At 65.4% G+C, this 18,814-nt stretch carries 25 protein-coding genes and 1 tRNA gene; 9 read left to right on the top strand and 17 right to left on the bottom strand.

Annotation, left to right across the window (positions count from 1 at the left end):
• Positions 1 to 34 precede the first annotated feature (34 nt).
• Together ykgO and CFP68_RS11580 are read right to left on the bottom strand one after the other, a co-directional pair.
• Complete coding sequence (gene ykgO / locus CFP68_RS11585) at positions 35 to 160, bottom strand: type B 50S ribosomal protein L36 (protein WP_068338904.1); 126 nt, start codon at positions 158 to 160, stop codon at positions 35 to 37.
• Positions 161 to 229: 69 nt separating this feature from the next.
• Positions 230 to 304: transfer RNA gene (locus CFP68_RS11580), tRNA-Val, on the bottom strand.
• Positions 305 to 452: 148 nt separating this feature from the next.
• On the opposite strand from CFP68_RS11580, the gene CFP68_RS11575 reads away from it, so the two are divergent.
• Entirely contained in the window at positions 453 to 1,313 is an 861-nt protein-coding gene (locus CFP68_RS11575) for an N-formylglutamate amidohydrolase (RefSeq protein WP_099827076.1), read from the top strand.
• Between the two features lie 82 nt (positions 1,314 to 1,395).
• Here CFP68_RS11575 and CFP68_RS11570 read toward each other — a convergent pair whose 3' ends face one another.
• Positions 1,396 to 2,646 (bottom strand): DNA polymerase IV, encoded by a 1,251-nt coding sequence (locus CFP68_RS11570; RefSeq protein ID WP_099827075.1) that lies wholly within the window; start codon positions 2,644 to 2,646, stop codon positions 1,396 to 1,398.
• 92 nt (positions 2,647 to 2,738) lie between these two features.
• Between CFP68_RS11570 and CFP68_RS11565 the strand changes: the two genes are divergently transcribed.
• Genes CFP68_RS11565 through CFP68_RS11555 form a run of 3 tightly spaced genes read left to right on the top strand, consistent with a single transcriptional unit; the run spans position 2,739 to position 4,385 of the window.
• Complete coding sequence (locus CFP68_RS11565; protein WP_241524053.1) at positions 2,739 to 3,167, top strand: NUDIX hydrolase; 429 nt, start codon at positions 2,739 to 2,741, stop codon at positions 3,165 to 3,167.
• A gap of 46 nt (positions 3,168 to 3,213) precedes the next feature.
• Entirely contained in the window at positions 3,214 to 4,104 is an 891-nt protein-coding gene (locus CFP68_RS11560; RefSeq protein WP_099827073.1) for an SPFH domain-containing protein, read from the top strand.
• The gene (locus tag CFP68_RS11555) at positions 4,101 to 4,385 is read left to right on the top strand and encodes an NfeD family protein (protein ID WP_099827072.1); all 285 of its coding nucleotides are present in this window, start codon (positions 4,101 to 4,103) and stop codon (positions 4,383 to 4,385) included. Before CFP68_RS11560 ends, CFP68_RS11555 begins: the two co-directional genes overlap by 4 nt.
• Positions 4,386 to 4,455: 70 nt before the next feature.
• Here the strand turns inward: CFP68_RS11555 and pyrF are convergent, their stop codons facing one another.
• From pyrF to CFP68_RS11540, 3 genes are all read right to left on the bottom strand, one after another.
• Positions 4,456 to 5,169, bottom strand: a complete 714-nt coding sequence (pyrF, locus tag CFP68_RS11550; RefSeq protein WP_099827071.1) for an orotidine-5'-phosphate decarboxylase — start codon at positions 5,167 to 5,169, stop codon at positions 4,456 to 4,458.
• Positions 5,170 to 5,250: 81 nt separating this feature from the next.
• Entirely contained in the window at positions 5,251 to 5,499 is a 249-nt protein-coding gene (locus tag CFP68_RS11545) for a hypothetical protein (protein ID WP_099827070.1), read from the bottom strand.
• Positions 5,500 to 5,592: 93 nt separating this feature from the next.
• A complete protein-coding gene (locus CFP68_RS11540) occupies positions 5,593 to 5,898 on the bottom strand; it encodes a hypothetical protein (protein WP_099827069.1) in 306 nt (101 codons plus the stop codon).
• 151 nt (positions 5,899 to 6,049) lie between these two features.
• Here CFP68_RS11540 and clpB point away from each other — a divergent pair, with 151 nt between their 5' ends.
• Positions 6,050 to 8,665, top strand: coding sequence for an ATP-dependent chaperone ClpB (gene clpB, locus CFP68_RS11535; protein ID WP_099827068.1), 2,616 nt, complete (start codon positions 6,050 to 6,052; stop codon positions 8,663 to 8,665).
• Between the two features lie 140 nt (positions 8,666 to 8,805).
• Here the strand turns inward: clpB and CFP68_RS11530 are convergent, their stop codons facing one another.
• Positions 8,806 to 9,846 (bottom strand): NAD(P)/FAD-dependent oxidoreductase, encoded by a 1,041-nt coding sequence (locus tag CFP68_RS11530; RefSeq protein WP_099827067.1) that lies wholly within the window; start codon positions 9,844 to 9,846, stop codon positions 8,806 to 8,808.
• 71 nt (positions 9,847 to 9,917) lie between these two features.
• Here CFP68_RS11530 and mnmC2 point away from each other — a divergent pair, with 71 nt between their 5' ends.
• Both mnmC2 and CFP68_RS11520 read left to right on the top strand, forming a co-directional pair.
• A complete protein-coding gene (gene mnmC2 / locus CFP68_RS11525; RefSeq protein WP_241524052.1) occupies positions 9,918 to 10,607 on the top strand; it encodes a tRNA (5-methylaminomethyl-2-thiouridine)(34)-methyltransferase MnmC2 in 690 nt (229 codons plus the stop codon).
• Positions 10,604 to 11,476 carry a DMT family transporter gene (locus tag CFP68_RS11520; protein ID WP_099827065.1) on the top strand — a complete coding sequence of 291 codons (873 nt, stop codon included), beginning with the start codon at positions 10,604 to 10,606 and terminating at the stop codon, positions 11,474 to 11,476. The genes mnmC2 and CFP68_RS11520 overlap by 4 nt, the downstream gene beginning before the upstream one ends.
• Here the strand turns inward: CFP68_RS11520 and CFP68_RS11515 are convergent.
• Positions 11,473 to 11,769, bottom strand: coding sequence for an HNH endonuclease (locus CFP68_RS11515; protein ID WP_099827064.1), 297 nt, complete (start codon positions 11,767 to 11,769; stop codon positions 11,473 to 11,475). The two genes, CFP68_RS11520 and CFP68_RS11515, sit on opposite strands and share 4 nt — an antisense overlap.
• 38 nt (positions 11,770 to 11,807) lie before the next feature.
• On the opposite strand from CFP68_RS11515, the gene CFP68_RS11510 reads away from it, so the two are divergent.
• Positions 11,808 to 13,013: a TIGR03862 family flavoprotein gene (locus tag CFP68_RS11510; RefSeq protein ID WP_099827132.1), complete on the top strand. Its 1,206-nt coding sequence runs from the start codon at positions 11,808 to 11,810 to the stop codon at positions 13,011 to 13,013.
• Between the two features lie 141 nt (positions 13,014 to 13,154).
• On the top strand, positions 13,155 to 14,237 hold the full coding sequence (zapE, locus tag CFP68_RS11505; RefSeq protein WP_099827063.1) for a cell division protein ZapE: 1,083 nt from the start codon (positions 13,155 to 13,157) through the stop codon (positions 14,235 to 14,237).
• Positions 14,238 to 14,547: 310 nt separating this feature from the next.
• On the opposite strand, the gene rpmE is transcribed toward zapE, so the two are convergent.
• From rpmE to CFP68_RS11460, 9 genes are all read right to left on the bottom strand, one after another.
• On the bottom strand, positions 14,548 to 14,769 hold the full coding sequence (gene rpmE / locus CFP68_RS11500; RefSeq protein WP_099827062.1) for a 50S ribosomal protein L31: 222 nt from the start codon (positions 14,767 to 14,769) through the stop codon (positions 14,548 to 14,550).
• An 11-nt stretch (positions 14,770 to 14,780) separates the two neighbouring features.
• A complete protein-coding gene (gene rplS / locus CFP68_RS11495) occupies positions 14,781 to 15,164 on the bottom strand; it encodes a 50S ribosomal protein L19 (RefSeq protein ID WP_099827061.1) in 384 nt (127 codons plus the stop codon).
• Between the two features lie 49 nt (positions 15,165 to 15,213).
• A complete protein-coding gene (gene trmD, locus CFP68_RS11490; protein WP_099827060.1) occupies positions 15,214 to 16,050 on the bottom strand; it encodes a tRNA (guanosine(37)-N1)-methyltransferase TrmD in 837 nt (278 codons plus the stop codon).
• Between the two features lie 89 nt (positions 16,051 to 16,139).
• Positions 16,140 to 16,298 carry a DUF1328 family protein gene (locus CFP68_RS11485; RefSeq protein WP_099827059.1) on the bottom strand — a complete coding sequence of 53 codons (159 nt, stop codon included), beginning with the start codon at positions 16,296 to 16,298 and terminating at the stop codon, positions 16,140 to 16,142.
• Positions 16,299 to 16,384: 86 nt separating this feature from the next.
• Positions 16,385 to 16,897, bottom strand: a complete 513-nt coding sequence (gene rimM / locus CFP68_RS11480; RefSeq protein WP_099827058.1) for a ribosome maturation factor RimM — start codon at positions 16,895 to 16,897, stop codon at positions 16,385 to 16,387.
• Between the two features lie 79 nt (positions 16,898 to 16,976).
• The gene (rpsP, locus tag CFP68_RS11475) at positions 16,977 to 17,351 is read right to left on the bottom strand and encodes a 30S ribosomal protein S16 (RefSeq protein WP_099827057.1); all 375 of its coding nucleotides are present in this window, start codon (positions 17,349 to 17,351) and stop codon (positions 16,977 to 16,979) included.
• A gap of 48 nt (positions 17,352 to 17,399) precedes the next feature.
• Entirely contained in the window at positions 17,400 to 17,696 is a 297-nt protein-coding gene (locus tag CFP68_RS11470) for a chorismate mutase (protein WP_099827131.1), read from the bottom strand.
• Between the two features lie 49 nt (positions 17,697 to 17,745).
• The gene (locus CFP68_RS11465) at positions 17,746 to 18,261 is read right to left on the bottom strand and encodes a GNAT family N-acetyltransferase (protein WP_099827056.1); all 516 of its coding nucleotides are present in this window, start codon (positions 18,259 to 18,261) and stop codon (positions 17,746 to 17,748) included.
• Positions 18,258 to 18,773: a GNAT family N-acetyltransferase gene (locus CFP68_RS11460; RefSeq protein WP_099827055.1), complete on the bottom strand. Its 516-nt coding sequence runs from the start codon at positions 18,771 to 18,773 to the stop codon at positions 18,258 to 18,260. Before CFP68_RS11460 ends, CFP68_RS11465 begins: the two co-directional genes overlap by 4 nt.
• Between the last annotated feature and the right edge of the window lie 41 nt (positions 18,774 to 18,814).

Here is an 18,814-nt window from a genome sequence, read left to right as displayed (position 1 = left end):
AACAGGCGGTTTTCAATCCGTTCGACGGGGCGTTTCAGCCCTGGCGAGCCTTGAACTTGCGCTGGGTCTTGTTGATGACATAGACGCGACCCTTGCGGCGCACCACACGGCAATCCCGGTGGCGGTTCTTCAGCGAGCGGAGCGAGTTGCGGACTTTCATGGTCCTATCCCTCATATCGCGGCGCTGACGCGCCAGTTGCAGTTCCCCGGAGGCCCGGGATCGAAATAATGGTGGGCGATACTGGGATCGAACCAGTGACCCCTTCGATGTCAACGAAGTGCTCTACCGCTGAGCTAATCACCCCTATGGCCCCGTTTCCGGCCCACCACTAAGCGGCAGGGGCGCGGGTCTGACCCACGCCGGTGCGCGGTCTATAAAAGGAACGGCGCCCCTGTTCAAGGGCTTTTGGCATCACTCTTTTTCGCCCTATAACCGATGCAGGAGGATCGCGATGCCGAAATCGCCGTTTCAATTGTTCCTGCCGCGCTGTCCGACGACATCGACGGTCTTTGCATCGCCGCATTCCGGGTGCGATTATCCTGATTCGATGCTGGCGCGTGCGCAGCTGGATGCGGTGCGCATCCGGTCATCGGAAGATGCCTTCGTGGACCGCCTGTTCGATGCCGCACCCGGTGCCGGGGCGCCGTTTCTGGTTGCCCGCGCGCCGCGTGCCTTCGTGGATCTGAACCGCGCACCCGAGGAACTGGATCCCGCGCTGATCGAGGGGGTGCGCCGTGGCGGGCACAATCCGCGTATCGCGTCGGGGTTGGGGGTCGTGCCGCGGGTGGTGGCCGGGGGGCAGGCGATCTATCGCGGCAAGATCTCGCTGGCCGAGGCACAGGCACGCCTGACTAACGTCTGGCATCCGTATCATGCGGCGTTGCGCGGGATCCTTGACGACACGCGCCGCCGATTCGGTGCGGTCACACTGATCGATTGCCATTCCATGCCCCACGAGGCGATCGATGCGGTGGCACCTGCCGGTCAGCGTCGTCCCGACGTGGTGCTTGGCGACCGGTTCGGTGCTTCCGCCAGTGGCGACATCGTCGATGCCGTCGAAGCCGCCTTTGTCGCGGCGGGTCTGCGGGTGGCGCGGAACACGCCGTTCGCGGGCGCCTATATCGCGCAGACCTATGGCCGGCCGGCCCAGAATTGCCACGTGATCCAGGTCGAGATCGATCGCGCGCTTTACATGGACGAGGCGCGGATTGCGCCGCGTGCCGATTTCGCCGCATTCAAGGCCACGATGGACGGAATCGTCGCGGGACTGGCTGCGATCGGGCGTCGGGATGTGCCATTGGCGGCGGAGTAACCGGCGGCGTCGGAGCCTGCGGCGCGAGTATTTCGATCAATGAGAAGCCCTGCGTGGCGCCTGGCGGCGGCGCGCTGGGGTGTCAACGCAGGGCGCGCCCCTTGAGGATCGCGCGATCCCCGAAACGGGCGCGGATCGCGTCGGCGGCGCGTTCGGCGTTCTCGCGTCGGGCGGCGTCGGGATCGAGCAGGTCGGCCGAGGCGGGGCCACCCTGGGGCGCCAGATCGGACAGCCCGACACCCAGCAGCCGGAACGGGCCTTCGCCATGGGTCGTGCCGAACAATTCGCGCGCCGTGCGATAGATGCGGTCGGCGGTCTGGGTCGGATCGTGCAGCGTCACGCGGCGGCTGAGGAGGGTGTGGTTGGCGCGTTTGAGTTTCAGGGTGACGACGCGCCCCTCGATCCCCTTGGCCTTGGCGCGGGCGCTGACCTTTTCGGCCAGGCGCCAGATATGCCCGTCGAGGATGTCGGGATCGTCGGTGTCTTCGTGGAATGTCGTCTCGTTCGAGATGCCCTTGACCGGCGCATGGGCGGAAACGCGACGCCGGTCTTCGCCGCGGGCGAGGTGCCACAACCGCTCTCCCATGGCGCCGAAGCGCGCGATGAGATCACGCCGTTCCCAGCGCAACAGGTCTGCGAAGGTGCGTACGCCCGCGTTCTCCAGCGATTTCTGGGACACGGCGCCGATTCCCCAGATCAGGCCGATCGGTTTGTCACGCAGGAAATCTTGTGTCTCGGCGACGCCGATCACTGAGAAACCGCGCGGTTTGTCCAGGTCGGACGCGACCTTGGCCAGGAACTTGTTGTGCGACAGACCGATCGATCCGGTGATGCCGATCTCGCGCTGCATCCGCCGGACCAGCCCGGCCAGGACCACGGCCGGTGGGGCGCCGTGCAGGCGGGCGGTGCCGGTGAGGTCCATGAACGCCTCGTCCAGCGAGAGGGGTTCGACCACGGGTGTCAGCTCATCCATCAGGGCGCGGATCTGCCGCGACACCTTGGCATAGACGTCCATTCGTCCCTTCACGACCACCGCTTCGGGGCAGAGCTTCAGCGCCTGGAACATCGGCATGGCTGAACGAACGCCCTTGATTCGCGCGATGTAGCACGCGGTCGAGACGACGCCCCGCCGGCCGCCGCCGATGATGACCGGCTTGTCGCGGATCGCCGGGTTGTCGCGCTTTTCGACGCTGGCATAGAAGGCGTCGCAATCCATGTGGGCGATCGAAAGGTCCCATAATTCGGGATGGGACAGCGTGCGCGGCGAGGCGCAGGCAGGGCATCGCCCTTTGGTTTCGAAAGGGGTAAGACAGTCGCGGCAGAGGGCGGGCATGGGCGTGGCCTTCGATGGTATCGATGCGACCGGATCGCATGTCGGAACATGCGGACTGGGTGCCGCACCACTTTATCGCGGGGGGCGGAGCCTTGACCACAGAGAGTTTTGCAGGCGCCAAGCTGGTGTTGCTGTCGCACGGCAAGTTGATCACGATCCTGCGCGACAACAAGCCTGATATCCTGTTTCCGGCTCACTGGGATCTGCCCGGCGGTGGCCGCGAGGGCGACGAGACGCCCGAGGAATGTGCCCTGCGTGAAACCCGCGAGGAGTTGGGCCTGCGTCTTTCGGCTGACGTGATCGGATGGCGGCGCGAATTCCAGACGAATGGGCCCGAGCGCGGGCCGGTCTGGTTCTTCGTGGCCGACCTGCCCGATCTGGATCTGAACCGCATCCGCCTCGGCAACGAGGGCCAGTGCTGGCGGCAGATGCGGGTCGATCAGTTTCTGCGCCTCTCGGACGCCGTGCCGTCGTTGCAGGCCCGGTTGCGAATTTACCTTGATGAAACCGGCGCCGGCTAGTTTATCCTGATGGCCAGCGTGCGTGGCATTGGTCGGAGGATATCGTTTGGAAGAAGTCCTGTTGGGTTTCGTGGGCAGCAACATCTTCGTGATCGTGCTGGCCGTCTTCATCATCGTCTGTGTCCTGTTGGGCGTGCGGATCGTGCCGCAATCGGACAAGTATGTCGTGGAACGGCTGGGCCGGCTGCGGGCGGTTCTGGGGCCGGGGATCAACCTTATCGTGCCGTTTCTGGACCAGGTGGCGCACAAGGTTTCGATCCTGGAGCGTCAGTTGCCGAATGCCGAACAGGACGCGATCACACGCGACAACGTTCTGGTGCGGGTGGAAACATCGGTCTTCTATCGCATCCTGGAACCTGAAAAGACGGTCTATCGGATCCGCGATGTCGATGCCGCGATTGCAACGGTGGTCGCCGGGATCGTGCGGGCCGAGATCGGGATGATGGAGCTGGACGAGGTGCAGAGCAACCGTGCCGAGCTGATCGGCAAGATCCAGACCCAGGTGGAATATGCCGTCGACGACTGGGGCATCGAGGTGACGCGCGCCGAATTGCTGGACGTGAACCTGGACCAATCGACCCGCGAGGCGATGTTGCAGCAGTTGAATGCCGAACGCGCCCGCCGCGCCCATGTGACCGAGGCCGAAGGCAAGAAGCGCGCCGTCGAACTGGCCGCGGATGCCGAGCTTTATGCCGCCGAACAGGTGTCCAAGGCGCGGCGCATCCAGGCTGACGCCGAAGCCTATGCCACGGGCGTGGTTGCCGAGGCGATTCGCGACAACGGGATGGAGGCGGCGCAATACCAGGTGGCGTTGAAACAGGTCGAGGCGCTGGGCCGGATCTCGGAAAAGGACGGCACGCAGACCGTGATCCTGCCGTCGGATGCGGTCGATTCGTTCCGCGATGCGTTCAAGATGATGTTCGGGGCGCGGTCGTGACCTGGTCTGACTGGTGGGTCTGGGCGGTTGCGGCGGTCGTTCTGGGCATCGCCGAGGTTCTGCTGCCCGGTTTTGTGCTTCTGGGGTTTGCCATCGGCGCCGGGATCGTCGCGCTGGTGTTCCTGATCGGCGGACCCATGGCGATGTGGTTGGCGGGGTCGTGGCCCTTGACGCTGCTGTTTTTCGCCGTGCTGTCGCTGGTCGGCTGGATCGCGTTGCGCCGCTTTTTCGGCGTGCGTCACGGTCAGATCAAATACTACGACCACGACATCAACGACTGAACCGCCTCGGCACCTCGAGGCGTTCGACGATATCGGGACATGTCGTCGAACGCCCTTGCACGCGATTGGGTCAGGCGTTGGAGGGTGCGGTCTGCGACATCTCCTCAACCACCATGCGCGCGGCGGCGCGGGGGTCGGCGGCTTGCCAGATGGGCCGCCCGATGACCACGTGATCCGCGCCCGCGCGCAGGGCTTCGGCGGGCGTTGCGACGCGTTTCTGATCGTCGCTTGCGGTTCCGGCGGGGCGGACGCCGGGGGTCACGATCAGCCTGCCTTCCGCCTCGGGCAGGGCGCGGATGGCGGCAGCCTCTTGGGGGGACGCGATCACGCCATCTGCCCCCGCCTCGAGCGCGCGGGCGGCGCGATCGACCACCAGATCAGGCACCGCACCGTCACGCATCAGCGATGCATCGAGGTCGCCACGATCAAGCGAGGTCAGGATCGTTACCGCAAGGATCTTGGTGCGGCTGTTCGCGGCCCCGTTGCGGGCGGCGCGCACGACATGGGGGTCGCCGTGAACGGTCAGGAAATCCAGGTTGAACTGCGACAACCCGCGCACTGCCGCTTCGACGGTGGCGCCGATGTCGAACAGCTTGAGATCCATAAAGATCCGCTTGTCGTGTTCGTCCATCAACTCCATGGCCAGACCCATGCCGCCGCCGGTCAGCATGCCCAGCCCGATCTTGTAGAACCCCACGGAATCCCCCAGTTGGGCGACCAACTCCATGCCGGCAATTGCGTTCGGCACGTCGAGTGCCACGATCAAACGGTCGTCTGAAGTCATTGCCCATCTCCCCCGGGTCTGAACGAAAGCGTCCGCAGGCTTTTACGCCTGCGGACACGCGGTGCAACAGGGAGAGCGGTGTCAGGCCGCGGTTCTTGCCGTGCGACCGTCATATTTCTCGCGCCGCAGGAACGCCGCAAGAAGCGTGGCCTCGGCCACCAGCCTTTGGCGCAACGGTGCATTTCCGCGGGCCGGCACATGGGTGCGGATCCGCACGGGATGCGGCGGCTGACCCTTGTGGGTCTTCGCGAACAGCGTGACGCGCGCTTCGATCATGCCGAAGTCGCGATTGCGGGAAACGTGCGAGATGATGGATTCGAGAACGATCATGTTGTCTTGCCCTTACCTGTGCGCGTGGGACTTTCAGTTGGTTGATGACCGAACGCCGATGCCTGTGGATAAGTTCCGCGTCATGCGGGCCGATCAGGCGGCCGGCGTGCCGTGATCATCCGGCGTCAATGCCATCGATATCCGCGCCCGCCCCAGCCAGATCTCGGGCATCCGGCGCAACTGTCCCAATCCATGCTTCACCAGATCGGCCCGCAGACGTTCCGGCTGGGCGTCGGCGGGCAAGGTGCTGGTGCAGAGGAGGTTGGCTGTCATCGTCCCGGTTGCGCCACTCAGGCCGTATCGGAATCGCACCCGCGCATGGTGGTGCGGCGGGTGGTGCGTGATGGCCAATCCGTCGATCTCGACCTCGGTTATTTTCAGTTCCGGCTGCTTCACCATTGTTCTTTCCGTTGTCGATGCGCAACGCACCTGTTGCTGTCTTGACACAGCCACGGCGGCTTCCCATTTCAGTTCGGCAAGGCCTGCCAGGGCCCGTGTGCCGCACTGCGGGCACGGCAAGGCACAGGCGCTTAACCATGAGGAGACGACCATGAACCTTGAAAAGTTCACTGAGCGGTCGCGCGGTTTCATTCAGGCCGCCCAGACGATCGCGATGCGCGAAAGCCACCAGCGGCTTGCGCCCGAGCATATGCTCAAAGCCTTGATGGACGATGAACAGGGGCTGGCCGCCAACCTGATCACCCGGTCTGGCGGCGATGCCGCACAGGTGCGTCAGGCGGTCGATCTGGCGGTCGACAAGCTGCCGAAGGTGACGGGCGATGCCGGTCAGACCTATCTGGACGCGCAAACCGGCAAGGTTCTGGCCGAAGCCGAAAAGCTGGCCGAAAAGGGCGGCGACAGTTTCGTTCCGGTGGAACGGATCCTGATGGCGCTTTGCATGGTCAAGTCGAAGGCGCAGGAGGCGCTGATCGGCGCCGGCGTGTCGGCGCAGACGCTGAACGGTGCGATCAACGACATCCGCAAGGGGCGGACGGCCGACACGGCTTCTGCCGAAAATGCCTATGACGCGCTGAAGAAATACGCGCGCGACCTGACCGAAGCCGCCCGTGAAGGCAAGATCGACCCGATCATCGGCCGTGACGAGGAAATCCGTCGCGCGATGCAGGTTCTGTCGCGCCGGACCAAGAACAACCCGGTCCTGATCGGTGAACCCGGCACGGGTAAAACCGCCATTGCCGAAGGTCTGGCCCTGCGCATCGTCAACGGCGACGTGCCCGAATCCCTGCGCAACAAGAAGCTGATGGCGCTGGACATGGGGGCGCTGATCGCCGGTGCGAAATACCGTGGCGAATTCGAGGAACGTCTGAAGGGCGTGCTGAACGAGGTGACGGAAGCCGCGGGCGAAATCATCCTGTTCATCGACGAGATGCATACCCTTGTGGGGGCCGGCAAATCCGACGGCGCCATGGACGCCGCCAACCTGATCAAGCCGTCACTGGCGCGCGGTGAGTTGCACTGTGTCGGCGCGACCACGCTGGATGAATACCGCAAGTATGTCGAAAAGGACGCGGCCCTTGCCCGGCGGTTCCAACCCGTGATGGTGGACGAGCCGACGGTCGAGGATACGATTTCGATCCTGCGCGGCATCAAGGAGAAATACGAACTGCACCACGGTGTCCGGATTTCCGACAGCGCATTGGTGGCCGCGGCGACCCTGTCGCACCGCTATATCACCGACCGGTTCCTGCCCGACAAGGCGATCGACCTTATGGACGAAGCCGCCAGCCGTCTGCGGATGGAGGTGGATTCCAAGCCCGAGGCGCTGGATGCGCTGGACCGCGACATCCTGCAAAAGCAGATCGAGGCCGAGGCGCTGAAGAAGGAAGACGACCAGGCGTCCAAGGACCGGCTGGAAGCGTTGGAGAAGGACCTGTCGGCGTTGCAGGAGCGCAGTGCCGAGATGACGGCGCAATGGCAGGCCGACCGTGACAAGCTGGAAGGCGCGCGGGGGATCAAGGAAAAGCTCGACCGGGCCCGTGCCGATCTGGATATCGCGAAGCGTGAAGGCGATCTGGCGAAGGCCGGAGAGCTGTCTTACGGCGTGATTCCCGGTCTGGAACGGCAGTTGAGCGATATCGAGGACTCCGACTCGGACGTGATGGTCGAAGAGGCCGTGCGCCCCGAGCAGATCGCCAGCGTCGTCGAACGCTGGACCGGTATCCCGATGTCCAAGATGCTGGAAGGCGAACGCGACAAGCTGCTTCGCATGGAAGAGGCCATCGGTCAGCGCGTGATCGGCCAGCATACGGCGGTCAAGGCCGTGGCCAACGCCGTACGTCGCGCCCGTGCCGGTCTGAACGACGAGGCGCGCCCGCTGGGCAGCTTCCTGTTCCTCGGGCCGACGGGCGTCGGCAAGACCGAACTGACCAAGGCCCTGGCCGAATACCTGTTCGATGACGACAGCGCCATGGTGCGGATCGACATGTCCGAATTCATGGAAAAGCACGCGGTCGCACGCCTGATCGGCGCCCCTCCGGGCTATGTCGGATATGACGAAGGCGGCGTGCTGACCGAAGCGGTGCGGCGTCGGCCCTATCAGGTCGTGCTGTTCGACGAGGTCGAAAAGGCGCACCCCGATGTCTTCAACGTGCTGTTGCAGGTGCTGGACGACGGTGTGCTGACCGATGGTCAGGGGCATCGCGTCGACTTCAAGCAGACGCTGATCATCCTGACGTCCAACCTCGGGTCGCAGGCGCTCAGCCAACTGCCCGAAGGCGCCGACAGCGCAACGGCCAAGCGCGACGTGATGGATGCGGTGCGGGCCCACTTCCGCCCCGAGTTCCTGAACCGTCTGGACGAAACGGTCATCTTCGACCGGCTGGGACGCGAGGATATGGGCGGCATCGTCGATATCCAGATCGGGCTGCTGCAAAAGCGGCTTGCGGGTCGCAAGATCACGCTGGATCTGGATGCGGGCGCCAAGCAGTGGCTGGCCGACGAAGGCTATGATCCGGTGTTCGGTGCGCGTCCGCTGAAGCGGGTGATCCAGCGTGCGTTGCAGGATCAGCTGGCCGAGATGATTCTGGCCGGCGATGTGCAGGATGGCGCGACCGTGGTGGTCAGTGCGGGGCCCGACGGCCTGATCGTCGGTGACCGGGTGTCATCGTCAAACCGGGTGCCGCCGGAAGACGCGGTCGTGCACTGACCGGCCGCCAAACCGGCAAGGCACGGTCGTTGCCGGGCCTGTGAACATATACCTGCCGATCGAAGGATCGGCAGGTATTTTTTTGCGTCGTCGGTTCATGGCCGGATCAGCCCGCGTGGCGCGCGGCGTCAGCCCGGGTTTCACCGGGGCAGGTTGTCCTCGACGCGAAAGCCGTCGGGGATCCGGTCGATGCCGTCCAGCATCAGGTCGGCCATCACGTCTGCGACCCCCGGCGCGACGCCAAAGCCGATCTTGAAGCCGCCGTTGGCAATGAAATGCCCCGCGCGCCCCGGCCATGGCCCCAGCATCGGCGCCCGGCTGGGCGCGCGGGGGCGCACCCCGGCCCAGCGTTCCAGAACCCGCGCCCCGGCCAGCACCGGAAAGGCGGCGAGCGCACGGGCGATCACATCATCCAGTTGGGCATCCGTGGTTGTTGCTGCGTCATAGGTGCGTTCGCTGGTCGATCCGATGGCGGTGGTGCCGTCGGCGTGGGGCACGATGTGCAACCCGTCGGCGAACAATTGTGCGGCCGTGCGGGCGTCGTGGTCCAGCAGCGCGGCCTGTCCCTTCACGCCGTTGCCCATCGGCCGGTTCAGATCCCGTGTCAGGGCATACAGGCCTTCGACACCGTTGGCCCAGACCACGCGCCCCGCGTCCGATGCATCCGTGGCGATTTCGGCCCCGCCCGCACGCAACGCGGCGGCCAGCGCGCCACTGGCCTTGCGGGGATGGATCCGCGCGCTGAGCGTGTCATGGATCAGCCAGCCCGTGGGCGACACCGGCGCCCAGTCGCCAACGCTGTCGGCGCGCACCACCTGCCATGTCGCATGGCCCTGCCACAGATCGCGGGCGCTGGTGGCGCGGGTCCGTGCCATGGCAAGCGCCCGATCGTCGGGCACCGGTTGCAGCCGTCCCGCCCTGGCATAGCCGGGATCGATGCCCGATGCCTCGTGCACCCCGTCCCAGAACGTTCCCGCCCGCATCAATGCGTCGAACTGGAACGCCTTCTTGGGGTTCCAGTTTTCCGGCGTATGCGGCGCAAGTGCGCCGACAAGACCCCCCGACGCCCCGGCCGCCACGCCATGCGGATCGACCACGCGCACCCGCGCGCCGCGTTGCAGGCAGACCCAGGCGATCGACAGCCCGAAGATGCCCGCGCCGCGCACTGTAACGTCAAACATCGTTCCCGCCCTTGCCCTGATCCGCCGCGCCATGCATGAACGTGGCAGGCATTTTCCAGAGGCTAGAACACTTGACGGATGCAGACCAGCAGCCTGCGGTCGAATGGCGCGCGAACGGGGTTCCGGTATCGCGCCGGTTCGACGATCCGTATTTCTCGCTCGACGATGGCGCGGCCGAGACGGCCCATGTCTTTCTTGCCGGAAACGATCTGCCCGGGCGGTTTTGCGACGGCTTTCACATTGCGGAACTGGGGTTCGGCACCGGACTGAACCTGTTGTGCAGCGTGCAGGCCTGGCGTGCGGCAGGGATTTCGGGCACGCTGCATTTCACCACCTTCGAAGCCTTCCCCCTGTCGCGCAGCGATCTGGCCACCGCCCACGGGCTGTTTCCCGCGCTGGCGGATATCGTCACCGACCTTGCCCCGATCTGGAGCGGCGGTGCCGGCACCCATGACCTGGACGGCCTGCGTTTCACCCTGATTGCGGGCGATGCCCGCACGACGTTGCCGGCGTGGCGCGGATGTGCCGACGCGTGGTTCCTGGATGGCTTCGCGCCGGCCCGTAACCCCGAGTTGTGGTCGCCCGCCCTGATGCAGGCGGTGGCGGACCATACGGCGCCGGGCGGCACCGCGGCCACCTATACGGCGGCCGGTGATGTGCGGCGGGGGTTATCCGCCGCAGGGTTCGACGTTACGCGAACGCCGGGCTATGGACGCAAGCGACACATGACACGGGCAGTTCTTCGAAAGGCGGCACCATGACGGGAAACGACACGCGGCGCGGCATTGCGATCATGGTGGCGAGTTCGTTCATCTTCGCGGTGCAGGACGGAATCTCGCGCCATCTGGCGGCGGAATACAACGTCCTGATGATCGTCACGATCCGCTATTGGTTTTTCGCGGCCTTCTGCATCGCGATCACAAGTCGGCGCGCCGGTGGCCTGCGTGCCGCGGCGTTCACGTCTCAGCCGCTCTGGCAGGGATTGCGCGGCCTGATCCTTGTCACCGAGATCTGCATTCTGGTGGGCGCCTTCGTCTACATGGGGCTGGTCGAGGCGCTGGCGACGTTCTTCGTCTATCCGCTGATCGTTGCGGCGCTGTCGGGTCCGGTACTGGGCGAACGTGTCGGTTGGCGGCGCTGGGCGGCCATCGGGGTGGGATTTTGCGGCATCCTGGTGATGTTGCAGCCGGGAAGCGGCGTGTTCACCCCGGCGGCCCTTCTGCCCTTGCTGGCGGCGGTGATGTTCTCGGTCTACGTGCTGCTGAACCGCTATGTCGCGCGGCGGGATACGGCCGAAACCTCGTTCTTCTGGACGGGTGTGGTGGGGGCGATCTTCATCACGCCGGTCGGTCTGCTGAATTGGCAGCCGATGATCGGCAGCGATTGGGTGTGGATGGCGTTGCTGTGCATCATGGGCGCGCTGGGCCACTTTGGCCTGATCAAGGTCTATGAGGCGGCCGAGGCCAGCGCCGTGCAGCCGTTTTCGTATTTTCACTTGGTGTTCGGCGCCAGCGTCGGCGTTCTGGTGTTCGGCGAAGATATCCGCGTCGCCGTCGTGATCGGCGCGGTGATCGTGGTCAGTGCCGGACTGTTCACGCTGTGGCGTGAAAGCCGCCGCCGGGCGGTCTAGCGGATGCGCCTTTTGCCGGGACTCTTCGACGCGAAACCTGGGGGCCGTTTGGCCACCCATGCCGCAAAACGTGCCAGTTGCGGATGCGTGCGCAGCGCCTCGGCCGTGTTGAAATGCCGCGCAAGGTCGGCCTCGCTCAGCGTCGCGTGGATCTCGCGGTGACAGATATGATGCATCAGAACGACCGGTCCGCCCTTGCCGCCTTTCAGCTTCGGAATCAGGTGATGCAGGCTCTGCGGCACATCCGGCGGAATCGGACGATCGCAGAGCGGGCATATGGGATCGGCGGTCATGGGTATCCCTGTCGTGGCTCGCGCGGTGACCTAGCGTGATCGCGAGGGGCGCAAAGGTCGCGCGTCGGGCGCTGGTCATCGGTGGCGGGCCGGCCGGGCTGATGGCGGCCGAAACCCTGGCGCGGGCGGGCCTGTCGGTGATCGTGGCCGATGCGATGCCCAGCCTCGGGCGCAAGTTCCTGATGGCGGGAAAATCGGGCCTGAACCTGACAACCGACGCGCCCTTGGCGGATTTCATGCACGCCTATACCGGCGCGCCCGAACCGTTCATCGCCGCCCTGCGTGACTTCGGCCCCGATGCCGTGCAGGCTTGGGTGCGCGGTTTGGGCCAGGCGATATTCACCGGCACTTCGGGGCGTGTTTTTCCGGTCGCGATGAAGGCGTCGCCGCTGTTGCGCGCCTGGTTGGCGCGGTTGACGGCGCTGGGCGTGGAGCGGCGGACACGGTGGCGCTGGCAGGGGATGCGCGACGGCGGCTTCCGCTTCGACACCCCCGAAGGCCCGCGCGACGTGGCAGCGGATGTCTGCGTGCTGGCGCTGGGCGGTGCGAGCTGGCGACGCCTCGGCTCGGACGGCGCATGGATCGACACGTTGGCGGGGCTCGGCGTGGACACGGTGCCGTTCGCCGCGTCGAACGCGGGGCTGTCGGTGGATTGGCCGCCGCAGATGGCAAAGCTGTTCGGCACACCGGTGAAGGGCACCGCGCTGCATGCGGGCGGGAAGGTGTTCAGGGGAGAGTTCGTGATTTCCGCGCGGGGGCTGGAGGGCGGTGGCATCTATCCGGTGTCTCCCATGATCCGGGCCGGTGACCACCTGACGCTGGACCTGATGCCGGATTGGCCGCTTGCGAAGGTGGCCGACCGGCTGAGTCGGCCACGGGGCAAGGCCAGCCTGTCGAACCACATTCGGAAAGCGCTTCGGCTGGATCCGGGCCGCCTGGGGCTGTTGATGACGTTCGGGCGCCCCTTGCCCGTGGATGATCGATTGGCCGCGCGGGTGAAGGCCCTGCCGGTGCGCCATGCCGGGTTGCGCCCGCTCGATGAAGCCATTTCCACCGTCGGCGGGGTCGCGCCCGGCGCGGTGGACCGCGGGCTGATGTTGCGCGCTGTTCTGGGAATGTTCGTTGCCGGCGAGATGCTGGATTGGGACGCACCGACCGGCGGATACCTGATCAACGGCTGTCTCGCATCGGGACGCTGGGCCGCCCGCCATGCGGCGGCCTTTGCACAGGGCGGGCAGGTCTGATCCAAAGGAGGCGCTGCGCGCCACGTCATTTGCCCTTCGGGCGGTTTGGCGCCCGGTGCGACCGGTCTGCCAAATGCCCCGGCCGGGGCTTTGATCCCCCGGGCACATCGCCTATTTTGCCACAAAATCGCCGGAGGCCGAATGCGCACGCTGGAACACCTATACGATGATCGGATTGCGTCGGGCGATCTTGCGGACGACCCGGTGCAGCGCGCCGCCTTCCCCGAATTCGAACGCCTGCGTGGATGCCTTGCGACGCCACCTCGCAAGTCCGGGTTTTTCAGCCGTCGCGCGCCCGAACCGATCCGCGGGCTTTATCTGTGGGGCGGCGTCGGGCGCGGCAAGTCCATGCTGATGGATCTGTTCTTCCGTTCGGTCGGGATCGAGGCAAAGCGGCGCACGCATTTCCACGCGTTCATGCAAGAGGTCCACGCCGGCATGAACGCGGCCCGCAAACGCGGCGTCGACGACGCGTTGGCCCCGGTGGGCGAACAGATCGTCACCGACACGCGGCTCTTGTGTCTCGACGAGATGCAGATCACCGACATCACCGACGCGATGATCGTCGGGCGCCTCTTCGAAATGCTGATCGCCGGTGGCGTCGCGGTCGTGACCACGTCGAACCGCCCGCCCGACGATCTGTATAAGGACGGGCTGAACCGTCAGCTGTTCCTGCCTTTCATCGCGTTCCTGAAAGACAACATGGTGGTGCACGAACTGGCCGCCCGCAAGGATTACCGCCAGGACCGTCTTGGCGACACGGCGGTCTATTTCTCGCCGCTCGGACCCGAGGCGCGTCAGGCGATGGATGCGGCGTGGAACAAGCTGCGCGGCGCCGACGTCGAACCCCTGACACTGACGGTGCAGGGGCGGACCATAGAGGTGCCGCAATTCTCGGGCGGGGTTGCGCGGGCGTCGTTCTGGGATCTCTGCGGCCGTCCCTTGGGCGCAGCCGATTATCTTGCGTTGGCCGACGCGGTCCGTGTGCTGCTGCTGGACGAGGTGCCGCGCCTGTCGAGCGAGAACTACAACGAGGCGCGGCGCTTCGTGACGTTGATCGATGCGCTCTACGAGGCGCGCATCAAGCTGATCATGTCCGCGGCGGATGTGCCCGAACGCCTCTATCTCGAAGGCGAGGGATTGTTCGAATTCGAGCGAACAGCGTCGCGATTGCGCGAAATGCAGAGTGTCACGTCGGTGGCGGCAGCGTCCGACCGAGCGTGAGAAAGAGACGCCGGGCAGGCATGATGATCGGCGTGCCCCGTCTTGACGCCAGCACCGAACGCCGCATCGTGATCGGTTTCAGGAAAGCGCTGAAAAGGCTGAGCCAGAACCCGTTTTCGCGTGTGCGAACCACTCTTGGTTCGTAAGCCTATCGCACACCGTCCGACCCCGCTTGACGTCGCACACGACCTTCACACCGCCCTGGCTTTTTCTTGCTGAAAATACTCCCGCGCGGAGCGCGTTTCCCGACCTCGAACGCAAACGGGCCGCCCGGATGGGCGGCCCGTTACGCATCGCGACGTCCCGTGGTTCAGAACCCCAGGCCTTCGTACTTTTTCTTGAACTTCGACACGCGACCACCGGTGTCCATCAGGCGGGTCGAGCCGCCGGTCCAGGCAGGGTGCACCGAGGGATCGACGTCCAGCGCCATCTGATCGCCTTCCTTGCCCCAGGTCGACTTCATCTGAACGACGTCGCCGTTGGTCATCTTCACGTCGATGACGTGATATGCGGGATGGATATCTGCTTTCATCTCGGGGCTCCTCAGGCGGATTTATCGGCAAGGGGCCGATAGTTGGTGACTTCGGCGATCCGTGCCGACTTGCCGCGACGGGCGCGCAGGTAATACAGCTTCGAGCGACGCACCTTGCCGCGACGCACCACCGTGATGCTTTCGATGTTCGTCGAATGCAGGGGGAACACACGCTCCACGCCTTCGCCGAACGAAATCTTGCGAACGGTGAACGATCCGGCAATGCCCTTGCCATGCTTGCGCGAGATGCAGACGCCTTCATAGTTCTGCACCCGGGTCCGCGTGCCTTCAGTCACCTTGTAACCGACGCGGATGGTGTCACCGGCCTTGAAATCGGGGATCTCTTTCCCCAGTGCGGCGACCTGTTCGGCCTCCAGCTGTGCGAGCAGATTCATCTGACGCTCCTTTGTTTGCACGGGTTTTCCCGTAACGTGTGATGCGCCCTCAGAGCTCTTGGTCGTCCTCCGGGTCCATACCGCGCGCCGCGCAATATGCCCGCCAGAGATCAGGGCGGCGTTCCTTGGTCAGCCTTTCGGCCATCGTCCGGCGCCAGCGGGAAATCTTGCCGTGATGCCCGGACAGGAGAATGTCCGGAATTGCGCGGCCTTCCCAAAGGGACGGTTTCGTATACTGCGGATGCTCCAGAAGGCCTTCGGAAAAGGACTCTTCTTCGGTGGAGGCGTGATTCCCGAGCACGCGGGGTATAAGACGGACTGTCGCATCGATCAAGGCCTGCGCGGCGATCTCACCGCCGGTCATCACGAAATCGCCCAGCGACACCTCCTCGATGGCGTGATGGTCCAGAATCCGCTGATCCACGCCCTCGAAACGCCCGCACAACAGGGTGATCCCCGCCGCTTGGGCGAACCGACGGGCCATGGCCTGGTCAAAAGGTTTTCCCCGCGGCGACAGGTAGATGACCGGCCAGCGCGCGCGGTTTGCGGGCGTGCCCGTGGCGGCGTCGTTCAGCGCCCGGTCCAGCACATCCGCCCGCAAGACCATGCCGGCACCGCCACCGGCGGGCGTGTCGTCAACATTTCGATGTTTCCCCTCGCCGTAGCTGCGCAAATCCAGCGTTTCAAGGCGCCACAACCCCTCGGCCAGGGCCTTCCCGGTCAGCGATGCGGCCAGAACGCCGGGAAAGACTTCGGGGAACAATGTGATGATCCGGGCGCACCATGCGTCCTTCAGCCGTGGCGTTTCGCCCATCAGGTCGCTGGGTTGTGCCGTGGGCTGGATCGACAGGCGGCCATGGGATTTCGCGGGGGGATCGCCTGCCATGATGTCGTCCTGCGCCGGATGTGTCCGGCGCCGTGATGTCGTGTCGGCGTTGCCCGGTCAAGGGGCCGCGCCGACACGGGGTTCAGCGGTCAGGCGATGGCAAAGACGCCGAGAAGCAGAAGCAGGAACAGAACCAAGGCGATACCGATCAGGATCTTGGCCCCGGTCAGCGCGACGCCCGAGATGAAGTTGAATCCGAGAAGGCCGGCAATGGCGGCCACGACCAGCAGGATGAGAATGAGTTCCATGGAATGTCCTTTCGTCCCGGCGCCCGGAATGGGCCGCCTTTAGCGAAGAACGCGGGACCGGGGCGACCTGTTCCCGTTGAACCAGACTAGTCCAGCAGGCCGTCGGGCGGATCGGCAACGATGCGCCCCGAGGCAAGATCGACCGTCGGCACGGTTTCGAGCGTGAAGGGCAGCAACAATGTGTCGGACCGCCCGGCGCGGTGAAGTTCCAGCAGGTCGGCGGCACCGTGGTTCAGCACCGACTTGACCTTGCCGATCAGGACACCGCCGGTGTCGAACACCGAAAGCCCGATCAGATCGGCATGATAGAATTCGTCATCGGGCAGGGCCGGCAGGCGATCGCGCGGCGCATAAAGGCGCGTGCCGCGCAGGGCGTCGGCCTGTTCCTTCGACGTGACGCCCGAGAGCCGGGCAGTGAAGCCGCCCTTGGTCTGGCCCTGGAGGGTGAGGGTGAAGCTGGTCTTGCCGTCCTCGGTCGTCAGCGGACCATAGGAGGCAATGGCTTCGGGATCGGCACAGAAGCTTTTCAGACGGACGTCGCCGCGCACCCCGAAGGATCCGGTAATGGCGCCGACGCAGACGGGTTCGGACGTGGTCATGGGCGCACCTGTCAAACCGGAACAGAATGGCCCCATCCCGGTGCGGCACCGGGATGGGGCAAGGCAGTCGTGGGCGAAATCAGTCTTCGGCCGGCGCGTTGGCGGCTTCGGCGGCGGCCGATGCCTTGGCGGCCTTCTGTTCGGCGCGGTCGGTCGCGTTCTTGCCCGGCGTGCCCTTCTTGGGGTTGTTACGCTCGGCCTTCTCGCGCAGGCCCGCGGCTTCCAGCATGCGGGCGATGCGATCGGACGGCTGTGCGCCGTGCGACAGCCAGTATTGCACGCGCTCGGCGTCCATCTTCACGCGGTTCTCGTCGTCCTTGGGCAGAAGCGGGTTATACGTGCCCAGCTTTTCCAGGAAGCGGCCGTCGCGGGGCATCCGCGAATCGGTGGCGACGATGGAATAATGGGGGCGCTTTTTCGAACCGCCGCGGGCGAGTCTGATCTTCATGGCCATTGTGGCATTCTCCTTCGGGTATGAAAGGCTGGGGAGGTAGGTTGCAGCCTAGGATTGGTGTTGTTCGTGGTGCTTGATGACTTCGCGGATGATGAACGCAAGGAACGTCTTGGCGAATTCGGGGTCGAGATCGGCGTCTTTGCTGAGCCATTCCAGCCGCTCGATCTGGCGCGCCTCGCGGGCCGGATCGGACGGCGGAAGATCGTGTTCGGCCTTCAGCCTGCCCACCGCCTGGGTGTGGGCAAACCGTTCGGCCAATGTATAGACCAGAATCGAATCGAGCCGGTCTATGCTGGCGCGGTGGCCCTTCAGCAACTCGGCGGCAAGGGTTGCGGAATCGCTCATGTCGGTCTCCGGGTAAAGGGCCATGGGGCGGGTGTCGTTGCTGTGCGCGTCATGGGCGCTGTCCGGGGTTGGGGTGGCGCAACACCCGGTCATCCGGATGGGGGCGCGGCGCGTCCGCATCCACCGTCGCGCCAAGACGTTCGGCCAGCCTGAGCGAGCGGGTGTTGCCCGGGTCGACATAGCTGACCGCGGTGGTCCATTGCAGGTCTTCGAAGACGTGGCGCAACACCTCTCGCGTGGCCTCGGCCATGGTGCCGGTGCCCTCGGTCTGCGTGCTCCAGGCGTTCCACAGGATCTCGGGTTCGGGGTGGGACGCCGGGAACCAGGGACCGGTCATGCCGACCGGTGACCCGGTTCCGGCGGTTTCGATCACGAAGGGGCCGAAGCCGTGGATCTCCCAATGGCCGATGAACGCGGCAAACATGCGCCAGGCGCGGCCCTCGTCGCTGTCGCGCCCGCCGCCGTTCCAGGCGCCGCGCTCCGACAGGTAGAACCCGGTCCATGGCGTCAGATCCGACGCCTGCGGCCGGCGCAGCGTGAAGTGTTCGGTGACCAGCAACGTCATGGCGTATCCCCGGGGCCCGGATGACGCCAGACGTGGATGGCGCCGCTTCTGGGATGGTCGAAGTGCCCGTCGGGCGTCGCGCCCATCCGGCGCGCCAGTGCGATCGAGCGGCTGTTGGCGGGGTCGATGCAGCTGATCAGCGTGGTCATGCCGAGGCTGTCATAGGCATAGTCGCGGGCGGCGCATGCCGATTCATGGGCAACACCGCGCCCCTCGCCGGCCGCGAAGACCGACCAGGCCAGTTCGGGTTCGGGCCAATGGACGGGAAAGAACAGGCCGACCACGCCGAGCGGTTCATCGGTCGTGCGGTCGGCCACCATCCAGCGGCCGAAGCCGCGGATCTGCCAGTGGCCGGCGATCGCGCAGAGTTGCTTGAACGAATCCGTCTCGTCGAACGGGCCGCCGAGAAACGATGTACGATCCGAGGCCCGGAACGCGGCGAAGGCCGGCAGATCCGATTCCCGCGGCGCGCGCAGGGTCAGCCGATCGGTGGTCACAGTCGGAATCAGCATGATGCGCCCCGCGACGACGAGGTGTCCCGAAGGACGCGCTG

Origin of the sequence: Oceaniglobus indicus, assembly GCF_002751875.1 — a bacterium.
GTDB lineage: Bacteria > Pseudomonadota > Alphaproteobacteria > Rhodobacterales > Rhodobacteraceae > Oceaniglobus > Oceaniglobus indicus.
The sequence above is the reverse complement of the archived record's forward strand: the minus strand, read 5'-3'. Positions and strand labels throughout refer to the sequence as shown.

Bases quoted from the DNA above. Each gene is read 5' to 3' on its own strand.
- CFP68_RS11540 (WP_099827069.1), bottom strand. From the start codon at position 5,898: ATGGTGAAGCAGCCGGAACTGAAAATAACCGAGGTCGAGATCGACGGA.
- CFP68_RS11460 (WP_099827055.1), bottom strand. From the start codon at position 18,773: ATGCTGATTCCGACTGTGACCACCGATCGGCTGACCCTGCGCGCGCCG.
- CFP68_RS11530 (WP_099827067.1), bottom strand. From the start codon at position 9,846: ATGTTTGACGTTACAGTGCGCGGCGCGGGCATCTTCGGGCTGTCGATC.
- trmD (WP_099827060.1), bottom strand. From the start codon at position 16,050: ATGGCAGGCGATCCCCCCGCGAAATCCCATGGCCGCCTGTCGATCCAG.
- CFP68_RS11485 (WP_099827059.1), bottom strand. From the start codon at position 16,298: ATGGAACTCATTCTCATCCTGCTGGTCGTGGCCGCCATTGCCGGCCTT.
- clpB (WP_099827068.1), top strand. From the start codon at position 6,050: ATGAACCTTGAAAAGTTCACTGAGCGGTCGCGCGGTTTCATTCAGGCC.
- CFP68_RS11520 (WP_099827065.1), top strand. From the start codon at position 10,604: ATGACGGGAAACGACACGCGGCGCGGCATTGCGATCATGGTGGCGAGT.
- CFP68_RS11570 (WP_099827075.1), bottom strand. From the start codon at position 2,646: ATGCCCGCCCTCTGCCGCGACTGTCTTACCCCTTTCGAAACCAAAGGG.
- rpmE (WP_099827062.1), bottom strand. From the start codon at position 14,769: ATGAAAGCAGATATCCATCCCGCATATCACGTCATCGACGTGAAGATG.
- rpsP (WP_099827057.1), bottom strand. From the start codon at position 17,351: ATGGCCATGAAGATCAGACTCGCCCGCGGCGGTTCGAAAAAGCGCCCC.
- ykgO (WP_068338904.1), bottom strand. From the start codon at position 160: ATGAAAGTCCGCAACTCGCTCCGCTCGCTGAAGAACCGCCACCGGGAT.
- rplS (WP_099827061.1), bottom strand. From the start codon at position 15,164: ATGAATCTGCTCGCACAGCTGGAGGCCGAACAGGTCGCCGCACTGGGG.
- zapE (WP_099827063.1), top strand. From the start codon at position 13,155: ATGCGCACGCTGGAACACCTATACGATGATCGGATTGCGTCGGGCGAT.
- pyrF (WP_099827071.1), bottom strand. From the start codon at position 5,169: ATGACTTCAGACGACCGTTTGATCGTGGCACTCGACGTGCCGAACGCA.
- CFP68_RS11515 (WP_099827064.1), bottom strand. From the start codon at position 11,769: ATGACCGCCGATCCCATATGCCCGCTCTGCGATCGTCCGATTCCGCCG.
- rimM (WP_099827058.1), bottom strand. From the start codon at position 16,897: ATGACCACGTCCGAACCCGTCTGCGTCGGCGCCATTACCGGATCCTTC.
- CFP68_RS11465 (WP_099827056.1), bottom strand. From the start codon at position 18,261: ATGACGTTGCTGGTCACCGAACACTTCACGCTGCGCCGGCCGCAGGCG.
- CFP68_RS11470 (WP_099827131.1), bottom strand. From the start codon at position 17,696: ATGAGCGATTCCGCAACCCTTGCCGCCGAGTTGCTGAAGGGCCACCGC.
- CFP68_RS11545 (WP_099827070.1), bottom strand. From the start codon at position 5,499: ATGATCGTTCTCGAATCCATCATCTCGCACGTTTCCCGCAATCGCGAC.
- CFP68_RS11575 (WP_099827076.1), top strand. From the start codon at position 453: ATGCCGAAATCGCCGTTTCAATTGTTCCTGCCGCGCTGTCCGACGACA.